General features: G+C 62.2%; 22 protein-coding genes. 14 read left to right on the plus strand and 8 right to left on the minus strand.

The window, feature by feature from the left end:
• Positions 1-30 precede the first annotated feature (30 nt).
• From amn to DNK59_RS27125, 3 genes are all read right to left on the minus strand, one after another.
• Positions 31-1,503, minus strand: coding sequence for an AMP nucleosidase (gene amn, locus DNK59_RS27115; RefSeq protein ID WP_161799194.1), 1,473 nt, complete (start codon positions 1,501-1,503; stop codon positions 31-33).
• Positions 1,504-1,599: 96 nt separating this feature from the next.
• Positions 1,600-3,252 (minus strand): acyl-CoA dehydrogenase family protein, encoded by a 1,653-nt coding sequence (locus DNK59_RS27120; protein WP_110725201.1) that lies wholly within the window; start codon positions 3,250-3,252, stop codon positions 1,600-1,602.
• 75 nt (positions 3,253-3,327) lie between these two features.
• Positions 3,328-5,694, minus strand: coding sequence for a hybrid sensor histidine kinase/response regulator (locus tag DNK59_RS27125; protein ID WP_110725202.1), 2,367 nt, complete (start codon positions 5,692-5,694; stop codon positions 3,328-3,330).
• 291 nt (positions 5,695-5,985) lie between these two features.
• Between DNK59_RS27125 and DNK59_RS27130 the strand changes: the two genes are divergently transcribed.
• From DNK59_RS27130 to DNK59_RS27145, 4 genes are all read left to right on the plus strand, one after another.
• Complete coding sequence (locus tag DNK59_RS27130) at positions 5,986-6,783, plus strand: hydroxymethylpyrimidine/phosphomethylpyrimidine kinase (RefSeq protein WP_042941299.1); 798 nt, start codon at positions 5,986-5,988, stop codon at positions 6,781-6,783.
• Between the two features lie 18 nt (positions 6,784-6,801).
• Positions 6,802-7,425: a thiamine phosphate synthase gene (gene thiE / locus DNK59_RS27135; protein ID WP_092309698.1), complete on the plus strand. Its 624-nt coding sequence runs from the start codon at positions 6,802-6,804 to the stop codon at positions 7,423-7,425.
• Between the two features lie 18 nt (positions 7,426-7,443).
• Entirely contained in the window at positions 7,444-8,727 is a 1,284-nt protein-coding gene (gene hemL, locus DNK59_RS27140; protein WP_092309695.1) for a glutamate-1-semialdehyde 2,1-aminomutase, read from the plus strand.
• 219 nt (positions 8,728-8,946) lie between these two features.
• Positions 8,947-9,501 (plus strand): tetratricopeptide repeat protein, encoded by a 555-nt coding sequence (locus DNK59_RS27145; protein WP_016965755.1) that lies wholly within the window; start codon positions 8,947-8,949, stop codon positions 9,499-9,501.
• Positions 9,502-9,579: 78 nt separating this feature from the next.
• Here the strand turns inward: DNK59_RS27145 and DNK59_RS27150 are convergent, their stop codons facing one another.
• Positions 9,580-9,906 carry a DUF1820 family protein gene (locus DNK59_RS27150; RefSeq protein ID WP_007927079.1) on the minus strand — a complete coding sequence of 109 codons (327 nt, stop codon included), beginning with the start codon at positions 9,904-9,906 and terminating at the stop codon, positions 9,580-9,582.
• Between the two features lie 134 nt (positions 9,907-10,040).
• Here DNK59_RS27150 and miaB point away from each other — a divergent pair, with 134 nt between their 5' ends.
• The 5 genes from miaB to lnt all read left to right on the plus strand — a co-directional run bounded on the left by miaB (position 10,041) and on the right by lnt (position 15,629).
• The gene (gene miaB, locus DNK59_RS27155; protein ID WP_167365620.1) at positions 10,041-11,369 is read left to right on the plus strand and encodes a tRNA (N6-isopentenyl adenosine(37)-C2)-methylthiotransferase MiaB; all 1,329 of its coding nucleotides are present in this window, start codon (positions 10,041-10,043) and stop codon (positions 11,367-11,369) included.
• 198 nt (positions 11,370-11,567) lie between these two features.
• The gene (locus tag DNK59_RS27160; protein WP_110725204.1) at positions 11,568-12,587 is read left to right on the plus strand and encodes a PhoH family protein; all 1,020 of its coding nucleotides are present in this window, start codon (positions 11,568-11,570) and stop codon (positions 12,585-12,587) included.
• Positions 12,580-13,038, plus strand: a complete 459-nt coding sequence (gene ybeY / locus DNK59_RS27165; protein ID WP_060844718.1) for an rRNA maturation RNase YbeY — start codon at positions 12,580-12,582, stop codon at positions 13,036-13,038. Before DNK59_RS27160 ends, ybeY begins: the two co-directional genes overlap by 8 nt.
• Positions 13,039-13,080: 42 nt before the next feature.
• Entirely contained in the window at positions 13,081-13,920 is an 840-nt protein-coding gene (locus DNK59_RS27170; protein ID WP_016965481.1) for an HlyC/CorC family transporter, read from the plus strand.
• 185 nt (positions 13,921-14,105) lie between these two features.
• Positions 14,106-15,629 carry an apolipoprotein N-acyltransferase gene (lnt, locus tag DNK59_RS27175; RefSeq protein ID WP_110725274.1) on the plus strand — a complete coding sequence of 508 codons (1,524 nt, stop codon included), beginning with the start codon at positions 14,106-14,108 and terminating at the stop codon, positions 15,627-15,629.
• 45 nt (positions 15,630-15,674) lie between these two features.
• On the opposite strand, the gene DNK59_RS27180 is transcribed toward lnt, so the two are convergent.
• Together DNK59_RS27180 and DNK59_RS27185 are read right to left on the minus strand one after the other, a co-directional pair.
• Complete coding sequence (locus tag DNK59_RS27180) at positions 15,675-16,436, minus strand: YdcF family protein (protein WP_110725205.1); 762 nt, start codon at positions 16,434-16,436, stop codon at positions 15,675-15,677.
• Positions 16,437-16,560: 124 nt separating this feature from the next.
• The gene (locus tag DNK59_RS27185; protein WP_092309680.1) at positions 16,561-16,881 is read right to left on the minus strand and encodes a hypothetical protein; all 321 of its coding nucleotides are present in this window, start codon (positions 16,879-16,881) and stop codon (positions 16,561-16,563) included.
• A gap of 261 nt (positions 16,882-17,142) precedes the next feature.
• Between DNK59_RS27185 and leuS the strand changes: the two genes are divergently transcribed.
• The 5 genes from leuS (at position 17,143) to DNK59_RS27210 (ending at position 23,182) form a co-directional block, all read left to right on the plus strand.
• Positions 17,143-19,749 (plus strand): leucine--tRNA ligase, encoded by a 2,607-nt coding sequence (gene leuS, locus DNK59_RS27190; protein ID WP_092309677.1) that lies wholly within the window; start codon positions 17,143-17,145, stop codon positions 19,747-19,749.
• 88 nt (positions 19,750-19,837) lie between these two features.
• Complete coding sequence (lptE, locus tag DNK59_RS27195; RefSeq protein WP_110725206.1) at positions 19,838-20,443, plus strand: LPS assembly lipoprotein LptE; 606 nt, start codon at positions 19,838-19,840, stop codon at positions 20,441-20,443.
• A 40-nt stretch (positions 20,444-20,483) separates the two neighbouring features.
• The gene (gene holA, locus DNK59_RS27200) at positions 20,484-21,521 is read left to right on the plus strand and encodes a DNA polymerase III subunit delta (RefSeq protein WP_092309671.1); all 1,038 of its coding nucleotides are present in this window, start codon (positions 20,484-20,486) and stop codon (positions 21,519-21,521) included.
• 113 nt (positions 21,522-21,634) lie between these two features.
• Positions 21,635-21,796 carry an alternative ribosome rescue factor ArfA gene (arfA, locus tag DNK59_RS27205; RefSeq protein WP_015637164.1) on the plus strand — a complete coding sequence of 54 codons (162 nt, stop codon included), beginning with the start codon at positions 21,635-21,637 and terminating at the stop codon, positions 21,794-21,796.
• Positions 21,797-21,859: 63 nt separating this feature from the next.
• Positions 21,860-23,182 (plus strand): lytic murein transglycosylase, encoded by a 1,323-nt coding sequence (locus tag DNK59_RS27210; RefSeq protein WP_110725207.1) that lies wholly within the window; start codon positions 21,860-21,862, stop codon positions 23,180-23,182.
• A gap of 39 nt (positions 23,183-23,221) precedes the next feature.
• Here DNK59_RS27210 and DNK59_RS27215 read toward each other — a convergent pair whose 3' ends face one another.
• Positions 23,222-24,169 (minus strand): LD-carboxypeptidase, encoded by a 948-nt coding sequence (locus tag DNK59_RS27215; protein WP_110725208.1) that lies wholly within the window; start codon positions 24,167-24,169, stop codon positions 23,222-23,224.
• 164 nt (positions 24,170-24,333) lie between these two features.
• Positions 24,334-25,356 (minus strand): lipoyl synthase, encoded by a 1,023-nt coding sequence (gene lipA, locus DNK59_RS27220; protein WP_092309664.1) that lies wholly within the window; start codon positions 25,354-25,356, stop codon positions 24,334-24,336.
• Between the last annotated feature and the right edge of the window lies 1 nt (position 25,357).

Raw genomic sequence — 25,357 nt, forward strand, 5'->3', positions numbered from 1 at the left:
CTGATCGCCAAATGACCACGGATTAAACACCTAGCGGAAAGGCGGCTCGTCGAAGCTGCGCAGTTTGCGCGAGTGCAGGGAGTTGAGCTCGCTGCGCATCAGGTCCACGGCTTCGATACCAATCTTCAAGTGCTGGCTGACCGCCCGCTCATAGAAGGCGTTGGCCGCACCGGGCAACTTGATCTCGCTATGCAGGGGCTTGTCCGAAACACACAGCAAGGTGCCGTAAGGCACCCGCAGGCGATAACCCTGGGCAGCGATGGTGCCACTTTCCATATCCACCGCCACTGCCCGGGACAGATTGATGAATGGACGTTCCTCGGCCCAGCGCAGCTCCCAGTTCCGATCGTCGTAGGTCAGCACGGTGCCGGTCCGCAGGCGCTTCTTCAACTGCTCGCCCTTTTCCCCGGTGACATTGGCCGCAGCCTGCTGCAGCGCCAGCTGGACTTCGGCCAAGGCCGGGATCGGGATGTTCGGCGGCACCACGCGGTCCAGAATCCCGTCACGCCGCATATAGGCGTGAGCCAGTACGTAGTCGCCGATCGTCTGCGACTGCCGCAGACCGCCGCAGTGGCCGATCATCAGCCAGCAGTGAGGACGCAGTACCGCCAGGTGGTCGGTGATGTTCTTGGCATTGGACGGGCCGACGCCGATATTCACCAGGGTCACGCCGTGGCCATCGCTGGCTTGCAGGTGATAAGCCGGCATCTGGTAACGGTGCCAGACCACACCGGCAGCGATCGCCGAGGCCTCGCCGTGGTCCATGCCCTTGTCGATGATTACGTTGCCCGGCAGGACCATGCGCACGAAACGCGGGTCGCTGCGCAGTTGCTCCAGGCCATGGACGATGAACTGGTCGACATAGCGATGGTAGTTGGTCAGCAGGATCCACGGCTGCACATGCCGCCAGTCGCTACCGGTGTAGTGCACTAGGCGCCGCAGGGAGAAATCCACCCGCGCGGCATCGAACAGTGCCAGGGGCAGTGGGTGGGTGTTTTCCCAGTCGTAGAGGCCGTCGGCGATACCGTCGGTGGCAGCCGACAGGTCGGTGCTGGGGAATACCCGGGCCAGGGCCGCCGCGGTCACGCCGGAACCGGCCAGTTCGTCGCCCTGCTCCACCACGTAGGGATAGGGAATGTTCTGCTCGCTGACACCCACTTCAACCGTGACGGTAAAGTCGTGCATCAAAGGCACCAGTTGTTCGAGCAGGTAGTTACGGAAGGCCGCGGGATGAGTGACGGTGACGCTGTAGGTGCCCGGCAGTTGCACCTTGGCATAGGCCCGGGTGGTCTGTGGGACTTCACCGTGGCAGTGGTAGGTCAAGCGCAGTTCGGGGTAGCGAAACAGCGCACGCTGCTCGGCATCCGGTTCGACCCGATCCTTGAGGTAACGCTTGAGCGCCTGGCTCAGGGCCGTGGTGGCCCGCTCATGCAAAGCAGCAAGCCGATCCACGGCTTGCTCGGCGGTTTGAACGACAATAAAAGCTTCGGTCACGGTAAGCATCCTGTGTTCTGATCTTGCAGGCGTTTATCTTGCCTGCAACACCGTCCCACGGGAACAGCGGAGTTGCAGGAGCCGGCAAGCCGGTCCTGCAGCGGTTCAGAAGCCTTGGGGGGTGGAGCGGGCGAGGATGGCGGCCACATCCAGCCCGCGGGGCAGCGTGCCATAGACCCGCCCGCCCTGACCGCCCAGGCGGCTGGCGATGAAGGCCTCGCTGACCAGGTCATTCCCCGCCTCCAGCAACAGCTTGGCCTGCAGGCCCAGAGCAATGTCCTCGGTCAGTTGCCGGGCGCGGTATTGAATGTCGGCGGTGTCCCTGAAGCTGTCCTTGAGTGCGACGATATGCGCCGCCAGACGCCGGTCGCCATGTCCCTCTCCCAGCTCGGCAAACAGCGCATCCAGCACGCCGGGCTCTTTCGAGAGCGCCCGCAGCACATCCAGGCACTGCACGTTGCCGGAACCTTCCCAGGTCGAGTTCACCGGCGCTTCACGGTACAGCCGCGGCAGGATGCTGTCCTCGACATAACCGGCACCGCCCATGCACTCGGCGGCCTCGTTGATCATGGCTGGGGCCCGTTTGCAGATCCAGTACTTGCCCACGGCCGTCACCAAGCGGGAGAACTTGGCCTCCTGGGCGTCATCCTGATGGTCTAGGGCCCGCCCCATGCGCAGGCTCAGGGCCAGGGCCGCTTCGCTTTCCAGGGCCAGGTCGGCCAGTACGTTTTGCATCAGCGGCTGTTCGCTGAGCAGGCGTCCGCCCACGCGGCGATGGGCGCAATGATGGCTGGCCTGGGTCAGGGCCTGGCGCATCAGCGAACTGGAACCGACCATGCAATCGAAGCGGGTCATGGCCACCATCTCGATGATGGTGGGCACCCCGCGCCCCTCCTCGCCGATCATCCAGGCCAGAGCGCCGCGAAACTCCACTTCGCTGGAGGCGTTGGACAGGTTACCGAGCTTGTTCTTCAGGCGCTGGATATAGAACTGATTGCGGCTGTCATCCGGGCGATGACGGGGCAGGAGGAAACAGGTCAGGCCCTTGTCGGTCTGGGCCAGGGTCAGGAAGGCATCGCACATCGGTGCCGAGCAGAACCACTTGTGCCCCACCAGCTCATAGGCCTGCCCCGGCCCGGGAGCCCCCACCGGGTAGGCCCGGGTGGTGTTGGCCCGGACATCGGTCCCGCCCTGCTTCTCGGTCATGGCCATGCCGATGGTGAGCCCGGCCTTGTGCTGCATGCCGACGTTGCGCGGGTCGTACTCGGTGGCGAGGATCTTCGGCAGCAATTGCCGGGCAATATCCGGCTGCAGCTTCAGGGCCGGCACGCAGGCGAACGTCATGGTCAGCGGGCAACCGCTGCCGGCTTCGGCCTGACTGTGCAGGTAGGTCATGGCGGCACGCGCCACATGGGCTCCTGCTTGCGGGTGGGTCCAGGGCAGCGAGGTCAGCCCGCCCTCGATGGCCGCCTGCATCAGTTGATGGTAAGCCGGGTGGAACTCCACCAGATCGATGCGATGACCGAAGCGATCGTGACTGGCAAACACCGGCTTGTTCTGATTGGCCAGGAATCCCGCCTCCATCAACGGACCGCCCGCCAGTGCGCCATAGGCATCGACCCGGGACTCGGCCCAACCGGCATCGAAACGCTGCATCCATTGCTGCAACGGCAGATCGATCCGATAGAGATTGGCGCCGTCCAGAGGGGGCGGCTGGTTGGTGACTTCGTGGGTTTCAGCGAACTGGTGGAGGTTCATTGCCGGGCTCCTTCAGGGTGTGCCAAGGCCCCAAGTTAAGCACCGGCACTACCCTGAACAAAGTGGCATAGCCGCCTAAATGTCGGCGCTTTCGCCTTGTTCCACAGAGAGCACGCGCTTGGACAGCAGCAGTTGCAAGGCTTCAAACTTCACCGGCTTGCCAAGACAATCGGCGCCCACTACGGCCGCACAGCCCTCGGTGCCGGGAACACAGGCCAACAGGATAGGCAACTGGGCATAACCGGGCATCGCCTGAGCCTGCAGGCGAAACGCCCCTGACTGCGCAGTGCTGATCTGGCCGTCGATCAGCACCGCGCTGACCGGCTCGCGCCCCAGCAGTTGCAGGGCATCGGTTGGGCTGCCGACCGTGCGGACCCGGTAACCGAGCTTGAGCAACATGCCCCGCAGCACCAGTTGGTCGACGTCATTGTCGTCGATCAGCAGCACGGTGCAGTCCTGGGGCGTGCGCCGATGATTGGCTGCCGGCAGCCGGGCAATCGGTTCCTGGACCTCAAACTCCACCTGCAAACGGAAGCAGCTGCCCTGCCCGGGCGTGGATTCGTGGGTCAACTGCCCACCCAGCAGTTCCACCAACTGACGGCAGATCGCCAGGCCGATGCCCAATCCGCCATATTCGCGGGTCATGGAACCATCGAGCTGGAAGAAGCGCTGATACAGCATCGCCTCGTCCAGATTGACGAAACCTATGCCGCTGTCGATCACCTCGAAACTCAAGCTGACCCTTTCGACCGAGACGGCCCGGGTCACCACCCGCAAGACCACGCCGCCGGAGTGGGTGAACTTGACGGCGTTATCCAGCAGGCACTCCAGGCAATGGCTGAGCTTGCAGCGATCCCCCTGCAAGCGATCAGGCAATCCCGCACTCAGATCGACTTGAAACAACAGGGATTTGGCCGCCGCGCTGGCGGCGTACTGGGTTTGCAGCGCGCTCAGCAGCGAACGCAAGCTGAAGGGCTGGCGCTGGGCGCTGAGCTTGCCGGCCTGCAGTTCGGTCAGCGTGAGGATGCCGTTGACCATGCGCATCATGTCCCGCGCCGAACCGGCGGCGGTCTGCTGGTACTGCGCAAGCTCCGGATCCAGTTCCAGGGTCTGCATCAACTCCAGCGAACCGATGACACCGTTCATCGGCGTGCGCAGTTCATGGGTCAGGGTGGCCAGGAACTCATCCTTGAGCCGGTTGCTGTGGGCCAGTTGCTGGTTCAGCACCTCAAGCTTCTGCCCTGCCTCCAGCAGAGTCTGCGCCTGCTGTTCACGCATTGCATTGATCCGGTCGGCCAGCGCCAGGGACAGCAACGCCACCTCGATCGCCGAGCCGATCTGGCTGGCGTACATGGTCAGGAACACGTTGGGCAGGTAACCCAGCACCATCAAGGTGTTGACCACCCCACCGAACAGGAAAGCCGACCAGGCGATGATGAAATAGCGCGCCACCCGTAACCCACGCCACCAGGCGACGATTCCCGCGACATAGATCACCACGGTGAACAGCAGCGCCAGGGTAGTGGCCAGGCGCAGGGCCAGGGCATAACTGGTCATCAGCGACAGGGCCATGACCAGCGCACCAAAGCCCATCAGCGCCATCAATATGCGGTCAACCCAGGGACTGTGACCTGAAGTCTGCAAGAAACTGCGGGCGAACTGACTGCCAAACAGCCCCGCAGAACCGATGAAGAACGGCGTCGCGGCATTGGCCCACCAGGGGCTGTTGGGCCAGAAGTACTCCACTGCCGCACCGTTGACCGACAACTGGTAAAGACCGAACGAGGCGATATAGACGATGTAATAGAGGTAGCTGGTGTCGCGCACACTGAGGTAGATGAACAGGTTGTACACCAGCATGCCCAGCAACACCCCGTAGATCAGCCCCAGCACGTAGAGACGCAAGGGCTGGGCTTCAAGGTAGGCGGTGTTCGACCACAGGCTCACCGGCGCCTGGATCGAGCCTTCGCTGGCCAGCCGCAGATAGATCGTCTTGTGCTCATGGGGAGCGAAATTCAGGTTGAACAGGTAGTTGTTCTGGCGAATCTGCCGGCTGTCGAAGGGCAAGGCATCGCCGGTTCGCTCCGCCAGGCGATAGCCGCCGCTTTCGTCGGGGAGGTACAGATCCAGGTGATCCAGGGGCGGATAGGCCAGCTCCAGCAACCAGTTGCGCTGCGCCGCAGGATTGCCCGGGCGGTAATCGAGGTCGATCTTCAGCCAGAACGCCGAACGTGAATAACCGGCATTGAGGGTGTCTTTATCGTGAGGCTTGAAGTGCTCGGCCAATGGCCCCGAGCTGACATCGGCAATGGTCGCTTCACCACCGGCGTCTTCAAGGACCTGCATCACTCGGCCCAGGGGAAGGCGCTGAGTGAACTCGTCGAACTCGGCGGCACCCACCAGCATCGGCAAGCTCAACAGCAACAGCAGCAAATAGCGCATTAAAGACCCGGCGTGGCTTGTCCGGTGATGTCAGGAAGTCCCCCATTTCCCTTGAGCAGACGTATAACCGGCATGACCTGTTATTGGTTTGAATGCACTCTAGCATAGCCGCTGATGGCCAATGAACACCATTGTAAATTTTAGTCTAAAGGCTCTAGATCAAGCCTTTCAGCGCAATACCGCGAGCTAGAGCTGTTGCATCGGTCAAGACGTTCGCGCCCAGCGTGGCGACAATTTCCAGCAGACGCCAGGCGCCGCGAAAAAAAGCGTTTGGTGGTAAGCTCGCCGCCCATGAATATCTACAGCTCTCGCCCCGTTGTCCTCTGTCTCTCCGGCCACGACCCCAGTGGTGGCGCTGGCTTGCAGGCAGATATCGAAGCCCTGCTGGCTCAGGGTTGTCACGCAGCTCCGGCTGTCACCGCCCTGACCGTGCAAGACACGGTCAATGTCAGCGATTTCCGCGTTCTGGATCGCGAGTGGGTACTGGCCCAGGCCAATGCCGTGCTCAACGACTCCACGGTCGCCGCGGTCAAGCTGGGCATGCTCGGCTCACTGGAGATGGTCGACACCGTGGTCGAACTGCTCCAGGCGCACCCGCACCTGCCGCTGGTCTGCGATCCGGTGCTGCGCGCCGGCGGCGGTGGCCGGCTGGGCAAGGATGAAGTCGGCTACGCCATGCGCGAACGCCTCCTGCCCCTGGCCACCATTGCCACCCCCAACCTCCCTGAAGCTCGAATTCTTGCGGAACTGCCCGAAGGCAGCGCCGACCAATGCGCCGAAAAACTCCTGCCGTTCGTCAAGCACCTGCTGATCACCGGCGGCCATGGCGATGAACACGAAGTGCATAATCGCCTATACAGCCGCGACGGCCTGCGCGAAACCTACACCTGCCAGCGTCTGCCGGGCAGCTATCACGGCTCCGGCTGCACCCTGGCCAGCGCCCTGGCCGGACGCCTGGCACAAGGCGAACACTTGGCAAGCGCCGTGAAATCGGCCCTTGATTACACCTGGCGCACCCTGCGCGACGCCGAACAACTGGGTCGCGGCCAATTCGTCCCACGTCGCTTGCCGTTGGATTTCTGCTCGTAATGTCATGAGGCCCGCTCGATGAAACTACGTGGTCTGTACGCCATCACCGACAGCCAGCTGTTGGCCGGCAAGTTTCTGAAGTACGTGGAAGCGGCGCTGGAAGGCGGCGTCACCCTGTTGCAGTACCGCGATAAAAGCGACGATCAGGCCCGCCGCCTGCGGGAAGCCGAAACCCTGCTGACCCTGTGCGAGCGCTACAAGACCCGTTTGATCATCAACGATGACGCCGAACTGGCCGCGCGCATTGGTGCCGGCGTGCACCTGGGCCAGACCGACGGCCCACTGACGCCGGCCCGGGCCCTGCTGGGTCGCCAGGCGATCATCGGCTCTACCTGCCACGACCAATTGTCACTGGCCGAGCAGGCCGCCAAGGAAGGCGCCAGCTATGTCGCCTTCGGCCGCTTTTTCAATTCCACCACCAAACCCGGCGCGCCCACGGCCAGCCTGGAGTTGCTGGATCAGGCCCGGGCCTGCCTGCACCTGCCGATCTGCGTGATCGGCGGCATCACCCTGGATAACGCTGCGCCGCTGGTGAACCACGGCGCCGACCTGCTGGCAGTGGTCCACGGTCTGTTCGGCGCCGATAGCGCCGAAGAAGTGACCCGTCGCGCCCGCGCCTTCAATGCCCTATTCAACAGCTGACTTTTTGAGAGCCCGCTCATGTCCCGTTCCGAAACCCTGTTCGCCAATGCTCAGAAACACATCCCCGGCGGCGTCAACTCGCCCGTTCGCGCCTTCAAGAGCGTGGGCGGCACCCCGCTGTTCTTCAAACACGCGGAAGGCGCCTACGTCACCGACGAAGACGACAAGCGCTATGTCGATTATGTCGGCTCCTGGGGCCCGATGATCCTTGGCCACAGTCATCCGGACGTACTGGATGCGGTGCGCAAGCAGCTGGAACACGGCCTGTCCTACGGCGCACCGACCGCCATGGAAACCGAAATGGCCGATCTGGTGTGCTCCATCGTGCCGTCCATGGAAATGGTGCGCATGGTCAGCTCCGGCACCGAAGCCACCATGAGCGCCATTCGCCTGGCCCGGGGCTTTACCGGCCGCGACAGCATCATCAAGTTCGAGGGCTGCTACCACGGCCACTCCGACAGCCTGCTGGTCAAGGCCGGTTCCGGCGCCCTGACCCAAGGCGTTCCCAGCTCGGCCGGAGTACCGGCGGCCTTCGCCAAACACACCCTGACGCTGCCCTTCAACGACATCGCCGCCGTGGAGCAAATGCTTGCTGAAGTCGGCCAGGAAGTGGCCTGCATCATCGTCGAGCCAGTGGCCGGCAACATGAACTGCGTACCGCCGGCACCCGGCTTCCTCGAAGGCCTGCGCCGCCTCTGCGACCAGCACGGCGTGGTGCTGATTTTCGACGAAGTGATGACCGGCTTCCGCGTCGCCCTCGGCGGTGCCCAGGCTCACTACGGCGTGACACCGGACCTGTCGACCTTCGGCAAGATCATCGGCGGCGGCATGCCGGTGGGCTGCTTCGGCGGCAAGCGCAAGATCATGGAGCACATCGCGCCCCTGGGCCCGGTCTACCAGGCCGGCACGCTGTCCGGCAACCCGCTGGCCATGGCCGCTGGCCTGACCACCCTGCGCCTGATCAGTCGCCCGGGCTTCCATGCCGAACTGAGCGACTACACCAGCCGCCTGCTCGAAGGCTTGCAACAACGCGCGGATGCCGCGGGCATTCCGTTCGTCACCACCCAAGCCGGCGGCATGTTTGGCCTGTACTTCAGCGGCGCCGATGACATCGTCACCTTCGACGACGTGATGGCCAGCGACGCCAACCTGTTCAAGCGCTTCTTCCACCTGATGCTGGAAGGCGGCGTGTACCTGGCGCCGAGTGCCTTCGAGGCAGGTTTCACCTCGATCGCCCACGGCGAAGCCGAGTTGCAACTGACCCTGGATGCCGCCGAACGCGCATTTGCCGCCTTGAAATAAGTGCAAGCGGGCTGGCGTGGTGATCAACCGCGCCAGCGGGAGGCTTTACTCGAACTTTCCCTGCCAAGGGGACAAATGCCCAGCAAGGCGACGGATATCGCGGCCACGCAGCAGAAAAACGAGTAAAGACTTTGTAAGGTTGGCCCTGCTTATTTCATAATGCGCGCTTATTGGACCCCTTGCTGGGTCCGCGCGCCCCTCAGAGGTAAGTCGATTCCCATGAACCGCACCGGCCGCGCCCTGACACTGGGCTGCCTGTTGCTCCTTCAGCCCCTGCTCGCGCACGCACAAGCAGGCGGCAACTCGTTGTTGATCCCGGCGATGGGTCGCTGCACCCTCGATCCCCAGGCACAGGAACAGGCCGAGGCGCTGGCCGCGTGCCAGAAAGCCGCCGATGAAGGCGACGCCGAGGCGCAATACGAGTTGGGTGAGTTCTACTACGAAGGCAAAGGCGCGCCGCGTGACCTCAATCAAGCCCTGAGCTATTTCGAAAAAGCCTCCTTGCAAGGCCACGCTCAGGCGCAATTCAAACTCGGCACCATGTTCTTCCACGGTGAGGGCGTGCCGGCCAACAATGTCCAGGCCTATATCGTGCTGAAGATGGCTGCGGTCAACGGTGCCGAAGACGCGCTGGACACCGCCGATGAAGTCGCCGAGCACATGCAGCGCGACGAGCTGGAAGTCGCGACCCAGGTGCTGGGACAGATTTTCCGCAAATACCTGATGGAACTGCAAAGCGCCGATGGGCGCTCGCCTTTCTCGCCATTGCCGTAAAAGCCTGCATGCCCTTCGCTGGCAAGCCAGCGCCTACCGACACGAACCGGACCCTTGCGAAGAAGTGGCCAGCCAGGCTTATTTTTCGGGCATCGGCATCGGGAACGGCATGACGTTGCTCACACCACGGGCTTCGCTGATCTTCGGCGTGCCCAGGCGCTCCACTTCGTCGATGCGCACAATCGAATGCATCGGCACAAAGCTGCGCACCACGCCTTCGAATTGAGCCTTGAGCTTCTCTTCGCTCGGATCGACGACCACTTGCGTGCGCTCGCCAAAGACGAACTCTTCCACCTCCAGGAAACCCCACAGATCGCTCTGATAGATCTGCTTGGCGTACATTTCGAACACCTGGCCCTGGTTGAGGAAAATCACCTTGTAGATTGGGGCTTCACGTTTGGTCATGGTGGGCGGGCAACACATCGGGGGATAAAAATAGGGCGCGAACTATAGCATAGCTACCCGATGCACAACGCTAGGAACCTGTGGGCATGGCCCCTATAATGCGCGGTTCTTTGAATCACGTGAGACTGAGGTCCATGGCCAAGAAGCTTTACATCGAAACCCACGGTTGCCAGATGAACGAGTACGACAGCTCGCGCATGGTGGACCTCCTGGGTGAACATCAGGCCCTGGAAGTCACCGCACGTGCCGAAGACGCGGATGTCATCCTGCTCAATACCTGCTCGATTCGTGAGCGCGCCCAGGATCGGGTGTACTCCCAGCTGGGTCGCTGGCGCGAGCTGAAACTGGCCAATCCGGAGATGGTGATTGCCGTCGGCGGCTGCGTGGCCAGTCAGGAAGGCGCGGCCATCCGCGATCGCGCGCCCTATGTGGACGTGGTATTCGGCCCGCAGACCCTGCACCGCCTGCCGGAAATGATCGATGCCGCGCGCATCAGCAAGCTGCCGCAAGTGGATGTCTCGTTCCCGGAAATCGAAAAGTTCGACCATCTGCCCGAGCCGCGCATCGACGGCCCCAGTGCCTATGTCTCGGTCATGGAAGGCTGCAGCAAATACTGCACCTTCTGCGTCGTGCCCTACACCCGGGGCGAAGAGGTCAGCCGGCCATTTGACGACGTGATTGCCGAAATCATCCACCTGGCGGAAAACGGCGTGCGCGAAGTCACCCTCTTGGGCCAGAACGTCAATGGCTACCGGGGCCAGACCCATGACGGTCGCCTGGCCGACCTGGCCGAGCTGATCCGCGTAGTTGCCGCGGTGGATGGCATCGAGCGGATTCGCTACACCACCTCGCACCCATTGGAATTCTCCGACAGTTTGATCCAGGCCCACGCCGAAGTGCCGGAACTGGTCAAGCACCTGCACCTGCCCGTGCAATCGGGCTCGGATCGGATTCTGGCGGCGATGAAACGCAATCACACGGCCCTGGAGTACAAGTCCAAGCTGCGCAAACTGCGAGCGGCGGTACCGGGAATCTGCATCAGCTCGGACTTTATCGTCGGTTTTCCTGGCGAGACAGAAAAAGACTTCCAGCAGACCATGAAGTTGATCGAAGACGTCGGTTTCGACTTCTCCTACTCCTTCGTCTACAGCCAGCGCCCGGGCACTCCGGCCGCCGACCTGGCCGACGACACGCCGGAAGCACTGAAGAAGGAGCGCCTGAACGCGCTGCAACACCGCCTGAACCAGCAAGGGTTTGAAATCAGCCGACAAATGGTCGGGTCGACCCAGCGCATCCTGGTGACCGACTATTCCAAGAAAGATCCGGGCGAATTGCAGGGCCGCACCGAGAACAACCGGATCGTCAACTTCCGTTGCGACGATCCCACTCTGATTGGCCAATTCGCCGACGTGCATATCGACTCGGCGCAACCCCACTCACTGCGCGGCTCGCTGTTATCGTAAGAACTGACTTGTGCAGGAGCTGGCTTGTGTAGGAGCTGGCTTGCCAGCGAAAAGACCTTAAGACCGCCTTCGCCGACAAGCCGACTCCTACGAAGAAAGCATCACCGGCCCACGCTCCGCATAAGAGCTTTCGCACCCAGGCCGCTGGCGTTATCCTTGAATCCATCTTAATTGCCGTTGGGCGGCTAAAAAACGACCTTGAACGCACCCATAGAACCTCATCGTTTCATCCTCGAGCCCTTCGAGGCTCGCCGCTTCGCCAATCTGTGCGGGCAATTCGACGAGCATTTGCGCTTGATCGAGCAGCGCCTGACGATCGAGATCCGCAATCGCGGCAATCAGTTCGAACTGATCGGCGAACCCAAGCACACCACCTCCGCGGAAAATCTTCTGCGCCGCCTCTATCGGGAAACCAAGGGAACCGAGCTGTCGCCGGACCTGGTGCACCTGTTCCTTCAGGAGTCCGCTGTGGAAGAGCTGGATAACCCGTCGGTGGCTGACGCCGCCATCGCCCTGCGTACCAAGAAAGGCATGATTCGCCCACGCGGCCTGAATCAGCAACGCTACGTCAAGGAGATCCTGGGCAACGACATCAACTTCGGCATCGGTCCGGCCGGCACCGGCAAGACCTACCTGGCCGTCGCTTGCGCGGTGGACGCCCTGGAACGCGAGCAGGTGCGGCGCATCCTGCTGGTGCGTCCGGCGGTGGAAGCCGGCGAGAAGCTCGGTTTCCTGCCCGGTGACCTGGCGCAAAAAATCGACCCTTACCTGCGCCCACTGTATGACGCGCTGTATGAAATGCTCGGCTTCGAACAAGTGGCCAAGCTGATCGAGCGCCAGGTCATCGAGATCGCGCCCCTGGCCTACATGCGTGGCCGAACCCTGAACAACAGCTTCATCATCCTCGACGAAAGCCAGAACACCACCGTGGAACAAATGAAGATGTTCCTCACCCGGATCGGCTTCGGCTCCACCGCGGTGATCACCGGTGATATCACTCAGGTCGACCTGCCCAAGGGCACCAAGTCCGGCCTGGCCCAGGTGATCAAGGTGCTCCAGGATGTGCCCGGTATCAGCTTCACCCACTTCATGCCCAAGGACGTAGTGCGCCACCCGCTGGTGCAACGCATCGTCGAAGCCTACGAGCGCTTCGAGTTGCGAGCCGACGACGAGGCCGCCAAGGCTTCTGCCGACAGAGGCCAGCGCCACGATGCTTGAGCTCGATCTGCAGCGCGCCAGCCAACAGCCGGCCCCCAGCGACGAACAGTTCCGCCAGTGGTGCGAGCTGGCCCTGCGCCAGCGCACAGCCGACTCGGAAATGACCATCCGCCTGGTGGACGAAGCCGAAGGCCGCGAGCTGAATCACACCTGGCGTCACAAAGATTACGCCACCAATGTGTTGTCATTCCCTGCCGACGTGCCGGATGAGTTGCTGGATATCCCCTTGCTGGGGGATCTGGTGATCTGCATTCCAGTGGTCGAACGCGAGGCTGCCGAACAAGGCAAGGAACTTCAGGCCCACTGGGCCCATCTGGTGATTCACGGCTGCTTGCATCTGTTGGGTTACGACCATATAGATGATGACGAAGCCGAGGAAATGGAAGCACTGGAACGAACGTTGCTTGCAGAACTGGGTCATCCCGACCCGTATGCAGACGACGAAAGCTGATCAACAACCCCCTGTAACAACCAAGGATTCAGAGCAATCGCTATGAGCGAAGATCGATCGAGCAACGGGCAAAAGTCATGGCTGGGCAAACTGACCCAGGCTTTTGCCCATGAGCCGAAAAACCGCCAGGAGCTGCTGGAGCTGCTGCGCGAAGCCCATCAGAACAAATTGCTGGACAGCGAAGCGCTGGCCATCGTCGAAGGCGCCATCCAGGTGGCTGACCTGCAAGTCCGGGACATCATGGTGCCGCGCTCGCAGATGATCAGCATCAAGGCGACCCAGACACCCCGGGAGTTCCTGCCCGCGGTCATCGACTCCGCGCACTCGCGCTACCCGGTGATCGGCGAAAGCCATGACGACGTGATGGGCGTCCTGCTGGCCAAGGACCTGCTGCCGCTGATCCTCAAGGAGAACGGCGACAGCTTCAACATCAAGGACCTGCTGCGCCCGGCGACCTTCGTCCCCGAGTCCAAGCGCCTGAACGTGCTGCTGCGCGAGTTTCGCGCCAATCACAACCACATGGCCATCGTCATCGACGAGTACGGCGGCGTGGCCGGCCTGGTGACCATCGAAGACGTGCTGGAGCAGATCGTCGGCGATATCGAAGACGAGCATGATGTCGAGGAAGACAGCTACATCAAGCCCCTGCCCAGCGGCGACTTCCTGATCAAGGCGCTGACGCCGATCGAGAACTTCAACGAGTTCTTCGACAGCACCTTCTCCGATGACGAATTCGATACCGTCGGCGGACTGGTAATGAGTGCCTTCGGCCACTTGCCAAAACGCAACGAAATCACTGAAATCGGCGCCTATCGCTTCCGCGTGCTCAATGCCGACAGCCGGCGGATTCATCTGCTGCGCCTGACGCCCGTTTCCCGCTAGGGGCCAGGGGCATCAGCTCTCCTGCACACAGAATCGTCGCCCCGAAACCGGAACCCCGGGCTCGGGGCGACGGCTCTCGGGGACAGGCTACTGAGCCGCACGGCGCGATGCCCAGCTAAATCCAACCCACCCATCTCCTCGTGCCCTGCCCGGTGCGAAACAGGAAAGAGCTGATGAAACGCCTCTTGCAGCGCTCAACCCGACCCGGCTGGCCCGGCAACCTGCTGGCCGTGGCAGCCGGCGCCATCACCACCCTGGCGCTGGCACCCTACAACATATGGCCCCTGGCCCTGCTGGCGGTAGGGTTGTTCTATGCCGGCTTGCGAGAACTGACGCCACGCCAGGCCCTGGGCCGGGGCTGGTGCTTCGGCTTCGGCCTGTTCGGCGCCGGTACCAGCTGGATCTACGTCAGCATCCACACCTACGGCGGTGCATCGGCCTTGCTCGCCGGCCTGCTGATGCTGGCTTTCATTGCCGCCATTGCCTGGTTCTTTGCCCTGCCCGCCTGGCTCTGGGCCCGCTGGCTGCGGCGCAATGAAGCACCGCTGGCGGATGCTATGGCTTTCGCTGCCCTGTGGCTGGGCCAAGAGGCGTTTCGCGGCTGGTTCCTCACCGGTTTCCCCTGGCTTTACTCCGGCTACAGCCAGCTCGACGGCCCCCTGGCCGGACTCGCGCCAGTGGGCGGTATCTGGCTGATCTCCTTCTCCCTGGCCCTGACCGCCGCGCTGCTCTACAACCTGCCGCGCCTGATCAAGGCCGGGCGCAAAGGGTTCATTGTTGCCGGACTGCTACTGCTGGCCGCTCCCTGGGCCATCGGCATGGCGCTCAAAGACCATGCCTGGACCAGCCCGTCGGGAGAGCCCATGTCGGTCGCGGCCATCCAGGGCAACATCGAACAAAGCATGAAGTGGGACCCTGCCCAGCTCAACGCCCAACTGGCCCTGTACCGCGACATGAGCTTCAGCAGCAAGCGGGTGGACCTGCTGGTCTGGCCGGAAACCGCGGTTCCGGTGCTCAAGGAATCCGCCGAAGGCTACCTGACGATGATGGGCAACTTTGCCGCAGACCGTCATTCCGCGCTGATTACCGGGGTTCCGGTGCGCCAGCTGGTGCGCCATGAAAAGCGCTACTTCAATGGCATTACCGTGACCGGCGAAGGCGACGGCACCTACCTGAAACAAAAGCTGGTGCCCTTCGGCGAGTACGTGCCCCTGCAGGAAGTGCTGCGCGGCCTGATCGACTTCTTCAACCTGCCGATGTCGGACTTTGCCCGTGGCCCGGCGGACCAGCCGTTGCTGCAAGCCAAGGGCTATCAGATTGCACCGTTCATCTGCTACGAAGTGGTCTATCCCGAGTTCGCCGCCGGTCTTTCGGCACGCAGCGACCTGTTGCTGACCATCAGCAACGACACCTGGTTCGGCACCTCCATCGGCCCCCTGCAACATCTGCAGATGGCACAGATGCGGGCCCTGGAGGCAGGACGCTGGATGATCCGCGCCACCAACAACGGCGTCACCGGGCTGATCGACCCGTTCGGCAAGATCACCGTACAGATTCCACAGTTCGAGCGCGGCATCCTGTATGGCGAAGTGGTGCCCATGCACAATCTGACGCCTTACCTGAAGTGGCGCTCATGGCCGCTGGTGGTGCTCTGCACTCTGCTGTTCGGTTGGGCCCTGCTGGCCAGTCGCATTGCCAAGACCGTGTGAAGCCCTTCCCCGGCCAGCCGGCTCCTGCGTGAGCCGGCGCGCCACTCAGCGATAGAAGAGTCGGTACCCGAGCTGTCCCACCGCCTCGTTAAGCAACTGGCCGCTCTGCCAGATCGACTTGAACTCTGGCATCCAACCGCCCAGCGGACGGGCGTTGTCCACCCCGAGAAAGCCCACCGGAGCCGGCACTACGTCAAATCCAGCGTGCTCGAAACTCCAGACGGCGCGAGGCATGTGCCAGGCCTGGGTCACCACCACCACGCGCCTGATGCCCAAGGGTTGCAAGACTTCGGCGCTGAACTGTGCATTCTCCCAGGTGGTGCGACTGCGACCTTCCTGCCAGCGTACCGTCACGCCAAAGTCATTGAGCAACGACTCGGCCATCAGCGCCGCTTCGGTGGGCGGCGTGCCGTAATGCAAGCCGCCACTGGTCAGCAACGGCAGCCCGGAAGCCTTGGCCAAACGCGCGGCATAGCGCTCACGCTCCAGCCCCACGCCGGTGGGCTGATCAGAACCCCAGGCCGGATCGCCGCGCTCGCGGCCTGAACCCAGGACCACAATCGCATCCGCCTGCTGGGCCAGGCTTGCCCACTGACTCTGGGACAAGGGAGGCAACTGTTCCAACCCGCGAGCCCCCCACTCCACCATCACCGGCAAGCTCATCAGCCAGAAACCGCCCACCCCCAGGACAAAGCAGCAACGCGCCAGCCGCGGACGGGAGTGACGCAGGCACCAGGCGAACAAGAGCAACAGCAAAAGAATGCCGGGCGGCAACAGCAACTGCTTGATGAAATAACGAAAAGGCATCGGGCATCTCCAAAAGATGCCCGAAGCCTAAAGGGCAAAGCCCTGCCACAACAACCAACGCCGAGTACTTTTGCTCATGAACGCCTCGGCTACGACCGCATTCACCCCAGGCGGAGCCCGGGGCCTACTTGCACTGATGTGATCGGACTTTCACCGACTCCTTGACGGGGGCCTGATCCTTCAACCAAATGATCTTGGCTGAACGAGGCATTTCCTGCTGCTGCCGATCACCCGGCATGCTGATCTGCATTTCATGCTGGCTGCGAGCCAGATAGGCCCGGATCAGTTCGAACTCAGCACTGCTCAGCCCCCGCAACTCCAACTCGACAGGCCGCTCATCACGCAGTCGATCCGCAGTCTTCAGTGCATCCAGGGCCAGAGCCAGTCGATTCAGCAGCCTTTCATACACCTCTGGTTCTGTAACTTTTCGCTGCGACTCAAGCATCCGTTCACCTCATCGAAGAATAAGACTCACTCCCCTTTTTGAGCTTAGTCGGACGACCGCAAGCGTCGCGCCGCCGCGACCAACGGCCCGGCCGAGCAATCAAGGTTTCCCTCGGCAGAGTGCGGTCATGTATGCTACGGCGCTTCCTGTAACTCCACTTCCAGCTCCATCGGGCACTGAAAATCGCCGTATTTGGCGTCATCGCTCCCCGTGGTTGCATTGAAGAGGATTAGGCCACCCCTATTCAGTACAAAAGTAGCCATGCACGAACACTATCAGCCCCGTGAAATCGAAGCCGCCGCCCAGTCGTTCTGGGACGAGCAAAAGTCCTTTGAAGTCAGTGAACAGCCAGGCAAGGAAACCTACTATTGCCTATCCATGTTCCCTTACCCCAGCGGCAAGCTACACATGGGGCACGTGCGCAACTACACCATCGGCGACGTGATCTCCCGCTACCAGCGCATGCAAGGCAAGAACGTCCTGCAACCCATGGGTTGGGACGCCTTCGGCATGCCGGCGGAAAACGCCGCGATGAAGAACAACGTGGCTCCCGCCAAGTGGACCTACGAAAACATCGCCTACATGAAGACCCAGCTGCGCAGCCTGGGGTTGGCGGTGGACTGGTCCCGCGAGGTCACCACCTGCAAGCCGGACTACTACCGCTGGGAACAGTGGCTGTTCACCCGCCTGTTCGAAAAAGGCGTGATCTATCGCAAGAACGGCACCGTGAACTGGGACCCGGTCGACCAGACCGTACTGGCCAACGAACAAGTGATCGACGGTCGCGGCTGGCGCTCCGGCGCGCTGATCGAGAAGCGCGAAATCCCGATGTACTACTTCAAGATCACCGCCTACGCGGATGAGCTGCTGGAGAGTCTGGACGAGCTGACCGGCTGGCCCGAGCAGGTCAAGACCATGCAACGCAACTGGATCGGCAAGTCCCGTGGCATGGAAGTGCAGTTCCCCTACGATCAGGCATCGATCGGCGAAACCGGCACCCTGAAGGTGTTCACCACCCGTCCGGACACCCTGATGGGCGCGACCTATGTCGCCGTCGCCGCCGAGCACCCGCTGGCCACCCTGGCCGCACGGAACAACCCCGAGTTGCAGGCATTCATCGCCGAATGCAAAGGCGGCAGCGTCGCCGAAGCGGACATGGCGACCCAGGAGAAAAAAGGCCTGCCCACCTCGCTGTTCGTCGAACACCCGCTGACCGGTGAGAAGCTTCCGGTGTGGGTGGCCAACTACGTGCTGATGCACTACGGCGATGGCGCGGTCATGGCTGTCCCGGCTCACGACGAGCGCGATTTCGAATTCGCCAGCAAGTACGACCTGCCGATCAAGGCCGTGGTACGCACCAGCGCCGGCGATGAAACCCCGGCGCCATGGCAGGACGCTTACGGCGAGCACGGCGAGCTGATCAACTCCGGCGAATTCGACGGCCTGGATTTCCCTGGCGCGTTCGACGCTATCGAAGCGGCCCTGCTGAAGAAAAACCTCGGTCAATCACGCACCCAGTTCCGCCTGCGGGACTGGGGCATCAGCCGCCAGCGCTACTGGGGCTGCCCGATCCCGATCATCCACTGCGACAGCTGCGGCGATGTGCCGGTGCCGGAAGACCAATTGCCGGTCGTGTTGCCGGAAGATGTGGTGCCGGACGGCGCCGGTTCGCCCCTGGCACGCATGCCCGAGTTCTACGAGTGCAGTTGCCCGAAATGCGGCGCACCGGCCAAGCGTGAAACCGACACCATGGACACCTTCGTCGAATCGTCGTGGTACTACGCTCGCTACGCGTCGCCGCACTTTGAAGGCGGCCTGGTGGAAAAATCGGCAGCCGACCACTGGTTGCCGGTGGACCAGTACATCGGCGGTATCGAACACGCCATCCTGCACCTGCTCTACGCGCGTTTCTTCCACAAGCTGATGCGTGACGAAGGCCTGGTGAGCTCCAACGAGCCATTCAAGAACCTGCTGACCCAAGGCATGGTGATCGCCGAGACCTACTACCGTCGTGAAGCCAACGGTGCCTACACCTGGTTCAACCCGGCGGACGTCGAACTCGAGCGCGACAGCAAGGCCAAGGTCATCAGCGCCAAGCTGATCGCTGACGGCCTGCCGGTGGAAATCGGCGGCACCGAGAAAATGGCCAAGTCGAAGAACAACGGCGTCGACCCACAGTCGATGATTGACCAGTTCGGCGCAGACACCTGCCGCCTGTTCATGATGTTCGCCTCGCCACCTGACATGAGCGCCGAATGGTCGGACTCCGGCGTCGAAGGCTCGCACCGTTTCCTCAAGCGCGTCTGGCGTCTGGCTCAGGCACATGTCACACAAGGCCTGCCGGGCAAACTGGACATCGCCAGCCTGAACGACGAGCAGAAAGCCATTCGCCGCTCGATCCACCAAGCCATCAAGCAGGCCAGCCACGACGTGGGCCAGAACCACAAATTCAACACCGCAATCGCCCAGGTGATGACGCTGATGAATGTGCTGGAAAAATCCCCGCAAGCTACCGAGCAGGACCGCGCACTGGTTCAGGAAGGCTTGGAAACCGTAACCTTGCTGTTGGCGCCGATCACCCCGCACATCAGCCACGAACTTTGGAATCGCCTGGGTCACGCCGACCCGGTGATCGACGCAGGCTGGCCGGTATTGGACGAGAGCGCTCTGGTTCAAGACAGCCTGCAACTGGTCATCCAGGTCAACGGCAAATTGCGCGGCCAGATCGAGATGCCAGCCAGCGCCAGCCGTGAAGAAGTCGAAGCCGCGGCTCGCAGCAACGAGAACGTGCTGCGCTTCACCGAAGGCCTGACCATCCGCAAGGTCATCGTGGTGCCGGGCAAACTGGTCAACATCGTCGCCAGCTAATTGGATCAGGCGCCCGATCCGGGATCGGGCGCCGAACAAAACCTCCAGGGCCACGAGGTGGCCCATTTGGTTTCAAGGGGAGCAATACATGATCAAACGTAACCTGCTGGTGATGGGTCTGGCCGTGCTACTGAGCGCCTGTGGCTTCCAGTTGCGCGGAACGGGAACCCATGAGCTGAGCATCAAGGAACTCGACCTGAGCGCCCGGGATGCCTACGGCACCACCGTGAAAATGCTCCAGCAACAGTTGGAAAACAGCGGTGTGCGGGTCCATGCCGGCGCGCCTTACAAACTGGTGCTGCTGAACGAGGAAAACTCCCAGCGCACCCTCAGTTACACAGGCGGTGGCAACTCGGCCGAATACGAGATCGGCACCACGCTCAGGGACGAAATCCTGACCCATGACAACCTGCATCTGCTCGACGACAAACTGGAAGTGCAGAAAGTCTTCGTGCATGACGGCAACAACATCACCGGCTCCGATCAGGAGTCGTCTGAAACACGCAAGGAAATGCGCCGCGACCTGATCCAGCGCATGCTGATCCGCCTGCAATTGCTGACCCCGGACCAGCTTGCTCAACTGCAGGCCACCGCCGAAGCCAAAGCCAAGGCCGAAGCCCAGGCCCTGGAAGCCGCACGCAAAGCTGAGGCGGAAACTCCGCAACAGTCCCCCCTGGAACTGCCGAACCAGTAAGCCCTGTGGGGCGCTCACGCGCCCCCATTGGCCCCCGCCTATGAAACTCGCACCCGCCCAACTCGGCAAACACCTGCAAGGTCCTCTCGCGCCGGTCTACGTGATCAGCGGCGATGATCCCCTACTCTGCCAGGAAGCCGCCGATGCCATCCGCTCTGCCGTACGCCAGCAGGGTTTCGACGAGCGCCAGGTATTCAGTGCCGATGCCAGCTTCGACTGGGGCACCCTGCTGCAAGCCGGGGCCAGCATGTCGCTGTTTGCGGAAAAACGCCTGCTGGAACTGCGCCTGCCCTCGGGCAAGCCCGGAGACAAGGGCGCCGCAGCACTGATCGAATACTGTTCGCGTCCGGCCGAGGACACAGTGCTGCTGATCAGCCTGCCCAAGCTCGATGGCAGCGCACAGAAGACCAAGTGGGGCAAGGCCTTGGTGGAAGGTGCCCAGACCCAGTTCGTCCAGATCTGGCCGGTGGACGCCAACCAGCTTCCACAGTGGATTCGTCAGCGACTGTCCCAGGCCGGGCTGTCCGCTAGCCAGGACGCGGTGGAGCTGATCGCCGCTCGGGTCGAGGGCAATCTGCTGGCCGCCGCCCAGGAAATCGAAAAACTCAAGCTGATGGCCGAAGGTGGACAGATCACCGTCGAAACGGTCCAGGCCGCAGTGGCCGACAGTGCGCGTTTCGATGTGTTCGGGCTAGTGGATGCCGTTCTCAACGGTGAAGCCGCCCACGCCCTGCGCATGCTGGAAGGGTTGCGCGGTGAAGGCGTCGAACCTCCCGTGATTCTCTGGGCCCTGTCCCGAGAACTGCGGCTGCTGGCCAACCTGGCCCTGCAATTCAGCCAGGGCGTGCCATTGGACAAGGTGTTCAGCCAGGCCCGGCCTCCAGTCTGGGACAAACGCAAACCCCTGATGAGCAAGGCTCTGCAACGTTACTCTGCGCAGCGTTGGGGACAATTGCTGCTGGATGCCCAGCGCATCGACGCGCAAATCAAGGGGCAGGCTAGCGGTTCGCCCTGGAGCGGACTGAGCCGCCTGTCGCTGCTCATGGCCGGCCAACGCCTGGCACTGCCGGCCGAGTAAGTACGCCGCTCATCTCCCGCCAGGCCGCTGCATGCCCCGGAATGCTGGACAGCCGCCCCACTCTGGCCGATGATGCGCGCCGCAACCTCTCTACAAACCGCGAGTACAGAACCATGAGCAAGCCATCCAAGCATGGCCCCAACAAGGCCAAATCCATTGTCGCCCAGCCACTGTTCCGCAGCCGTCAGGAACGCCCGGCCAAGGGCAAAGGCAGCTACCGCCGCGAAGCCTTCCAGTCTAAAAGCTGGGAGGCTTCTTACTTTCTGGCCGCCTGAAGCCCTGAACCCCGTCGGCATGATAAGGTCTGCACCTGATAGTTATTCTCTCTGGACCTGTGCATGCCCTTTTGTCTTTCCCGTCGTTGGCACATGCGCCAACTGATCGCTGCCTCCAGCCTCGTTTTGCTCGTCGCCTGCGCGGAACAACCTACCGCCGCCGATGCCCAACCGCTGCCCACCCTCCAGGCAGCCCCCCTCGCCGCACCCGCTACTGCCGCACCACTGACCGCCGACAATCTGGACATCCAGCCCGCCCAGACCTTCGATGAATGGCTGAACGCATTCCGTACCGAAGCCCTGAACGCCGGCATTCGCGCCGACGTCTTCGACCGGGCCTTCGCCGGTATCACCCCGGACATGAGCGTCATCAAGGCTGACCGCAGCCAGCCGGAGTTCACCCGTCCGGTCTGGGAATACCTGGATGGAGCCCTGTCTCCGGTCAGGGTACGCAAGGGCCAGGCCCTGCTGCTCCAGTACAGCGACATCCTGCAACGCATCGAACAGCGCTATGGCGTGGATCGCCAGGCATTGGTAGCGGTCTGGGGCATGGAGAGCAATTTCGGCGACTTCCAGGGCAACAAGTCGGTGATCCGCTCCCTGGCCACCCTGGCTTATGAAGGACGCCGCCCGGCCTTCGCCAACAGCCAGTTGATTGCCGCCTTGCAGATCATCCAGCACGGCGACATCCAGCCAGAGAAGATGCTTGGCTCCTGGGCCGGCGCCATGGGCCAGACCCAGTTCATTCCGACCACCTACAACACCCATGCCGTGGACTTCGACGGCGACGGTCGCCGAGATATCTGGAACAGCCCGGCCGACGCCCTGGCCTCCACAGCCCATTACCTGCAGAGCTCAGGCTGGCAAAAAGGCCAGCCCTGGGGCGTTGAGGTCCAGCTCAAGAGCGGCTTCGACTACGCCTTGGCCGACGCCTCCACCCGCAAGACCGTGGGCGAGTGGCTGAGCCTGGGCATGACAACGAGCAACGGCAAGGCATTGCCATACGGTTCCGAGCAATTGTCCGCCTCATTGCTGTTGCCTGCGGGCTACCGAGGGCCGGCGTTCCTGATTCTGGATAACTTCCGGGCCGTGCTCAAATACAACAACTCATCGTCCTACGCCCTCGCAGTCAATCTGCTGTCCGAACGGTTTGGCGGCGCTGGCCAGATCGACGGCACTTGGCCCAAGGACGATCTGCCCCTGAGCCGCTCCGAACGCATCGAATTGCAGACCCTGCTCAGCACCCACCAATATGAAGCCGGCAACCCCGACGGCATCATCGGCGCCAATACCCGCAAGGCCATTCGCAGTGCCCAACAGGCACTGGGCTGGCCCGCAGATGGCTACCCGACCCACAAATTGCTGGAAAGCCTGCGCAGCCGCTAGATAGGCATTGGCGAAGGAGCTGGCTCCTTCGCACGCGCCTTACTTGAACACCACATCCTGAGCCAGGGTCAATTCCCTGGCCCCTGCATCCAGCTTGACCAGCGCCCCCATCGGCAAGGTCAGGTTCGGATCGCAATGACCACTGCGCCATCCCGCCAGCACCGGAATCCGCAAGGGCTCGAAGACCTGCTTGAGCAACGCGCACAACGCGGTGAAATCCACACCGGCCACATCCCCGACCAAGACCCCGCGCAACCCCTCCAGCTTGCCGGCCAGGCGCAGGTGATTGAGCAAGCGGTCGATGCGGTACAGCGGCTCGTTGACGTCTTCGATAAACAGAATCACGCCGCCGGTGTTGATTTCGTAAGGCGTGCCCAAGGTACTGGCAATCAGTGACAGGTTGCCACCCACCAGCGGCCCTTGGGCGATACCCGGCTCCACCGTGGTCAAGGGAAAAGCTACCGGATGGGGGAGCAGGCTGCCGCTCTTGACCTGTCCTCTGAGCATGTTGAAAAACGCCGCCTCGGTTGGCGCCTGCTTGCCGCCCAGCAGGTCGGCGTTGAGCATGGGTCCGTGAAAGCTGACAAAGCCCGCATAGCGATTGATCGCCAGGTGCAGGGCAGTGATGTCGCTGTAGCCGACAAACGGCTTGGGATTGCGTCGCAACAGCTCGAAGTCGATCTTGTCCAGCAAGCGCGGGCTGCCATAGCCCCCGCGTAAACACACAATGGCGTCGATTTCGCTATCGGCAAAAGCCCCGTGCAAGTCATCGAGACGGACCTGATCACTGCCTGCCAGGTAGCCATCCTGTTGACCTACGCCAGGGAAGATCCGCAGCGTATAGCCCCTGGAACGCATCCATTGGCAGGCTTTTTCGGTATCCAGAGCAGCAGGACCGGCGGGGGCGATAAGGCCAATGACGCCTTCCGCCGCCAATGCCGGCACCGGCAGATGAGCGTGAAGGGCAGCAGTGGGTTGGATGGGCATGCAGATTCTCCCTGTGTGAATTCACCCCAGCACAGTAGCCATGAATGCCACTAAACAGAAGAGGGGAAATCACCCACGGAGAATACAAGGAAGGCGCAGCGCAGAAAGCATGCCAAACAGCGGCAAAATTGCCCGCAAGGCCGGAACCTTGCGGGCGGGGGACATCAGGAAACCAGGCCTTCCTTGGCCAGCTTCGCTTGTTCGTCGGCGTGATACGAGGAACGTACCAGCGGGCCGGAAGCGACGTTCTTGAAGCCCATCTTGTAACCTTCCTCGGCGAACCAGGCGAAGGTGTCCGGGTGCACGAAGCGTTGCACCGGCAGGTGGTTGCGCGACGGCTGCAGGTACTGGCCGAGGGTCAGCATATCGATGTCGTGCTCGCGCATGCGCTTCATGACTTCGATGACTTCATCGTCGGTTTCGCCCAGGCCCAGCATCAAGCCGGACTTGGTCGGTACATGGGGTACCAGTTGCTTGAACTTCTGCAGCAGGGTCAGCGACCACTGGTAGTCCGAGCCTGGACGCGCCGCCTTGTACAGGCGCGGCACGGTTTCCAGGTTGTGATTGAACACATCCGGCGGCGTGGCGGCGGTAATTTCCAGGGCGATGTCCATGCGACCACGATAATCGGGAACCAGGGTTTCCAGCTGAACGTTAGGCGACAGTTTGCGAATCTCGCGAATGCAGTCGGCAAAGTGCTGGGCACCGCCATCACGCAGGTCATCACGGTCTACCGAGGTGATCACCACGTACTTCAGGCGCAGGTCGGCGATGGCCACCGCCAGGTTCATCGGCTCATCGACATCCAACGGTTTTGGACGGCCGTGGCCAACGTCACAGAAGGGGCAGCGACGGGTGCAGATGTCGCCCATGATCATGAAGGTCGCGGTACCGCCGGAGAAACATTCGCCCAGGTTCGGACAGGACGCCTCTTCGCAGACGCTGTGCAGCTTGTGCTTGCGCAGCAACTGCTTGATCCGGTCGACTTCCGGCGAGACTGGAATACGTACGCGAATCCAGTCCGGCTTCTTCGGCAGCTCGGTGGTCGGAATGATCTTCACCGGAATGCGCGCGACCTTTTCCGCACCGCGCAATTTGACGCCGGTTTCAACTTTCGGACGGGCCGCCCGCTCGGATACATCCAGCGTCGGGATCAGGGTTTCAACAGCGTCTTGCGCAGTAGTCATA

Origin of the sequence: Pseudomonas sp. TKO26, from assembly GCF_003225665.1 — a bacterium.
Lineage (GTDB): Bacteria > Pseudomonadota > Gammaproteobacteria > Pseudomonadales > Pseudomonadaceae > Aquipseudomonas > Aquipseudomonas saponiphila.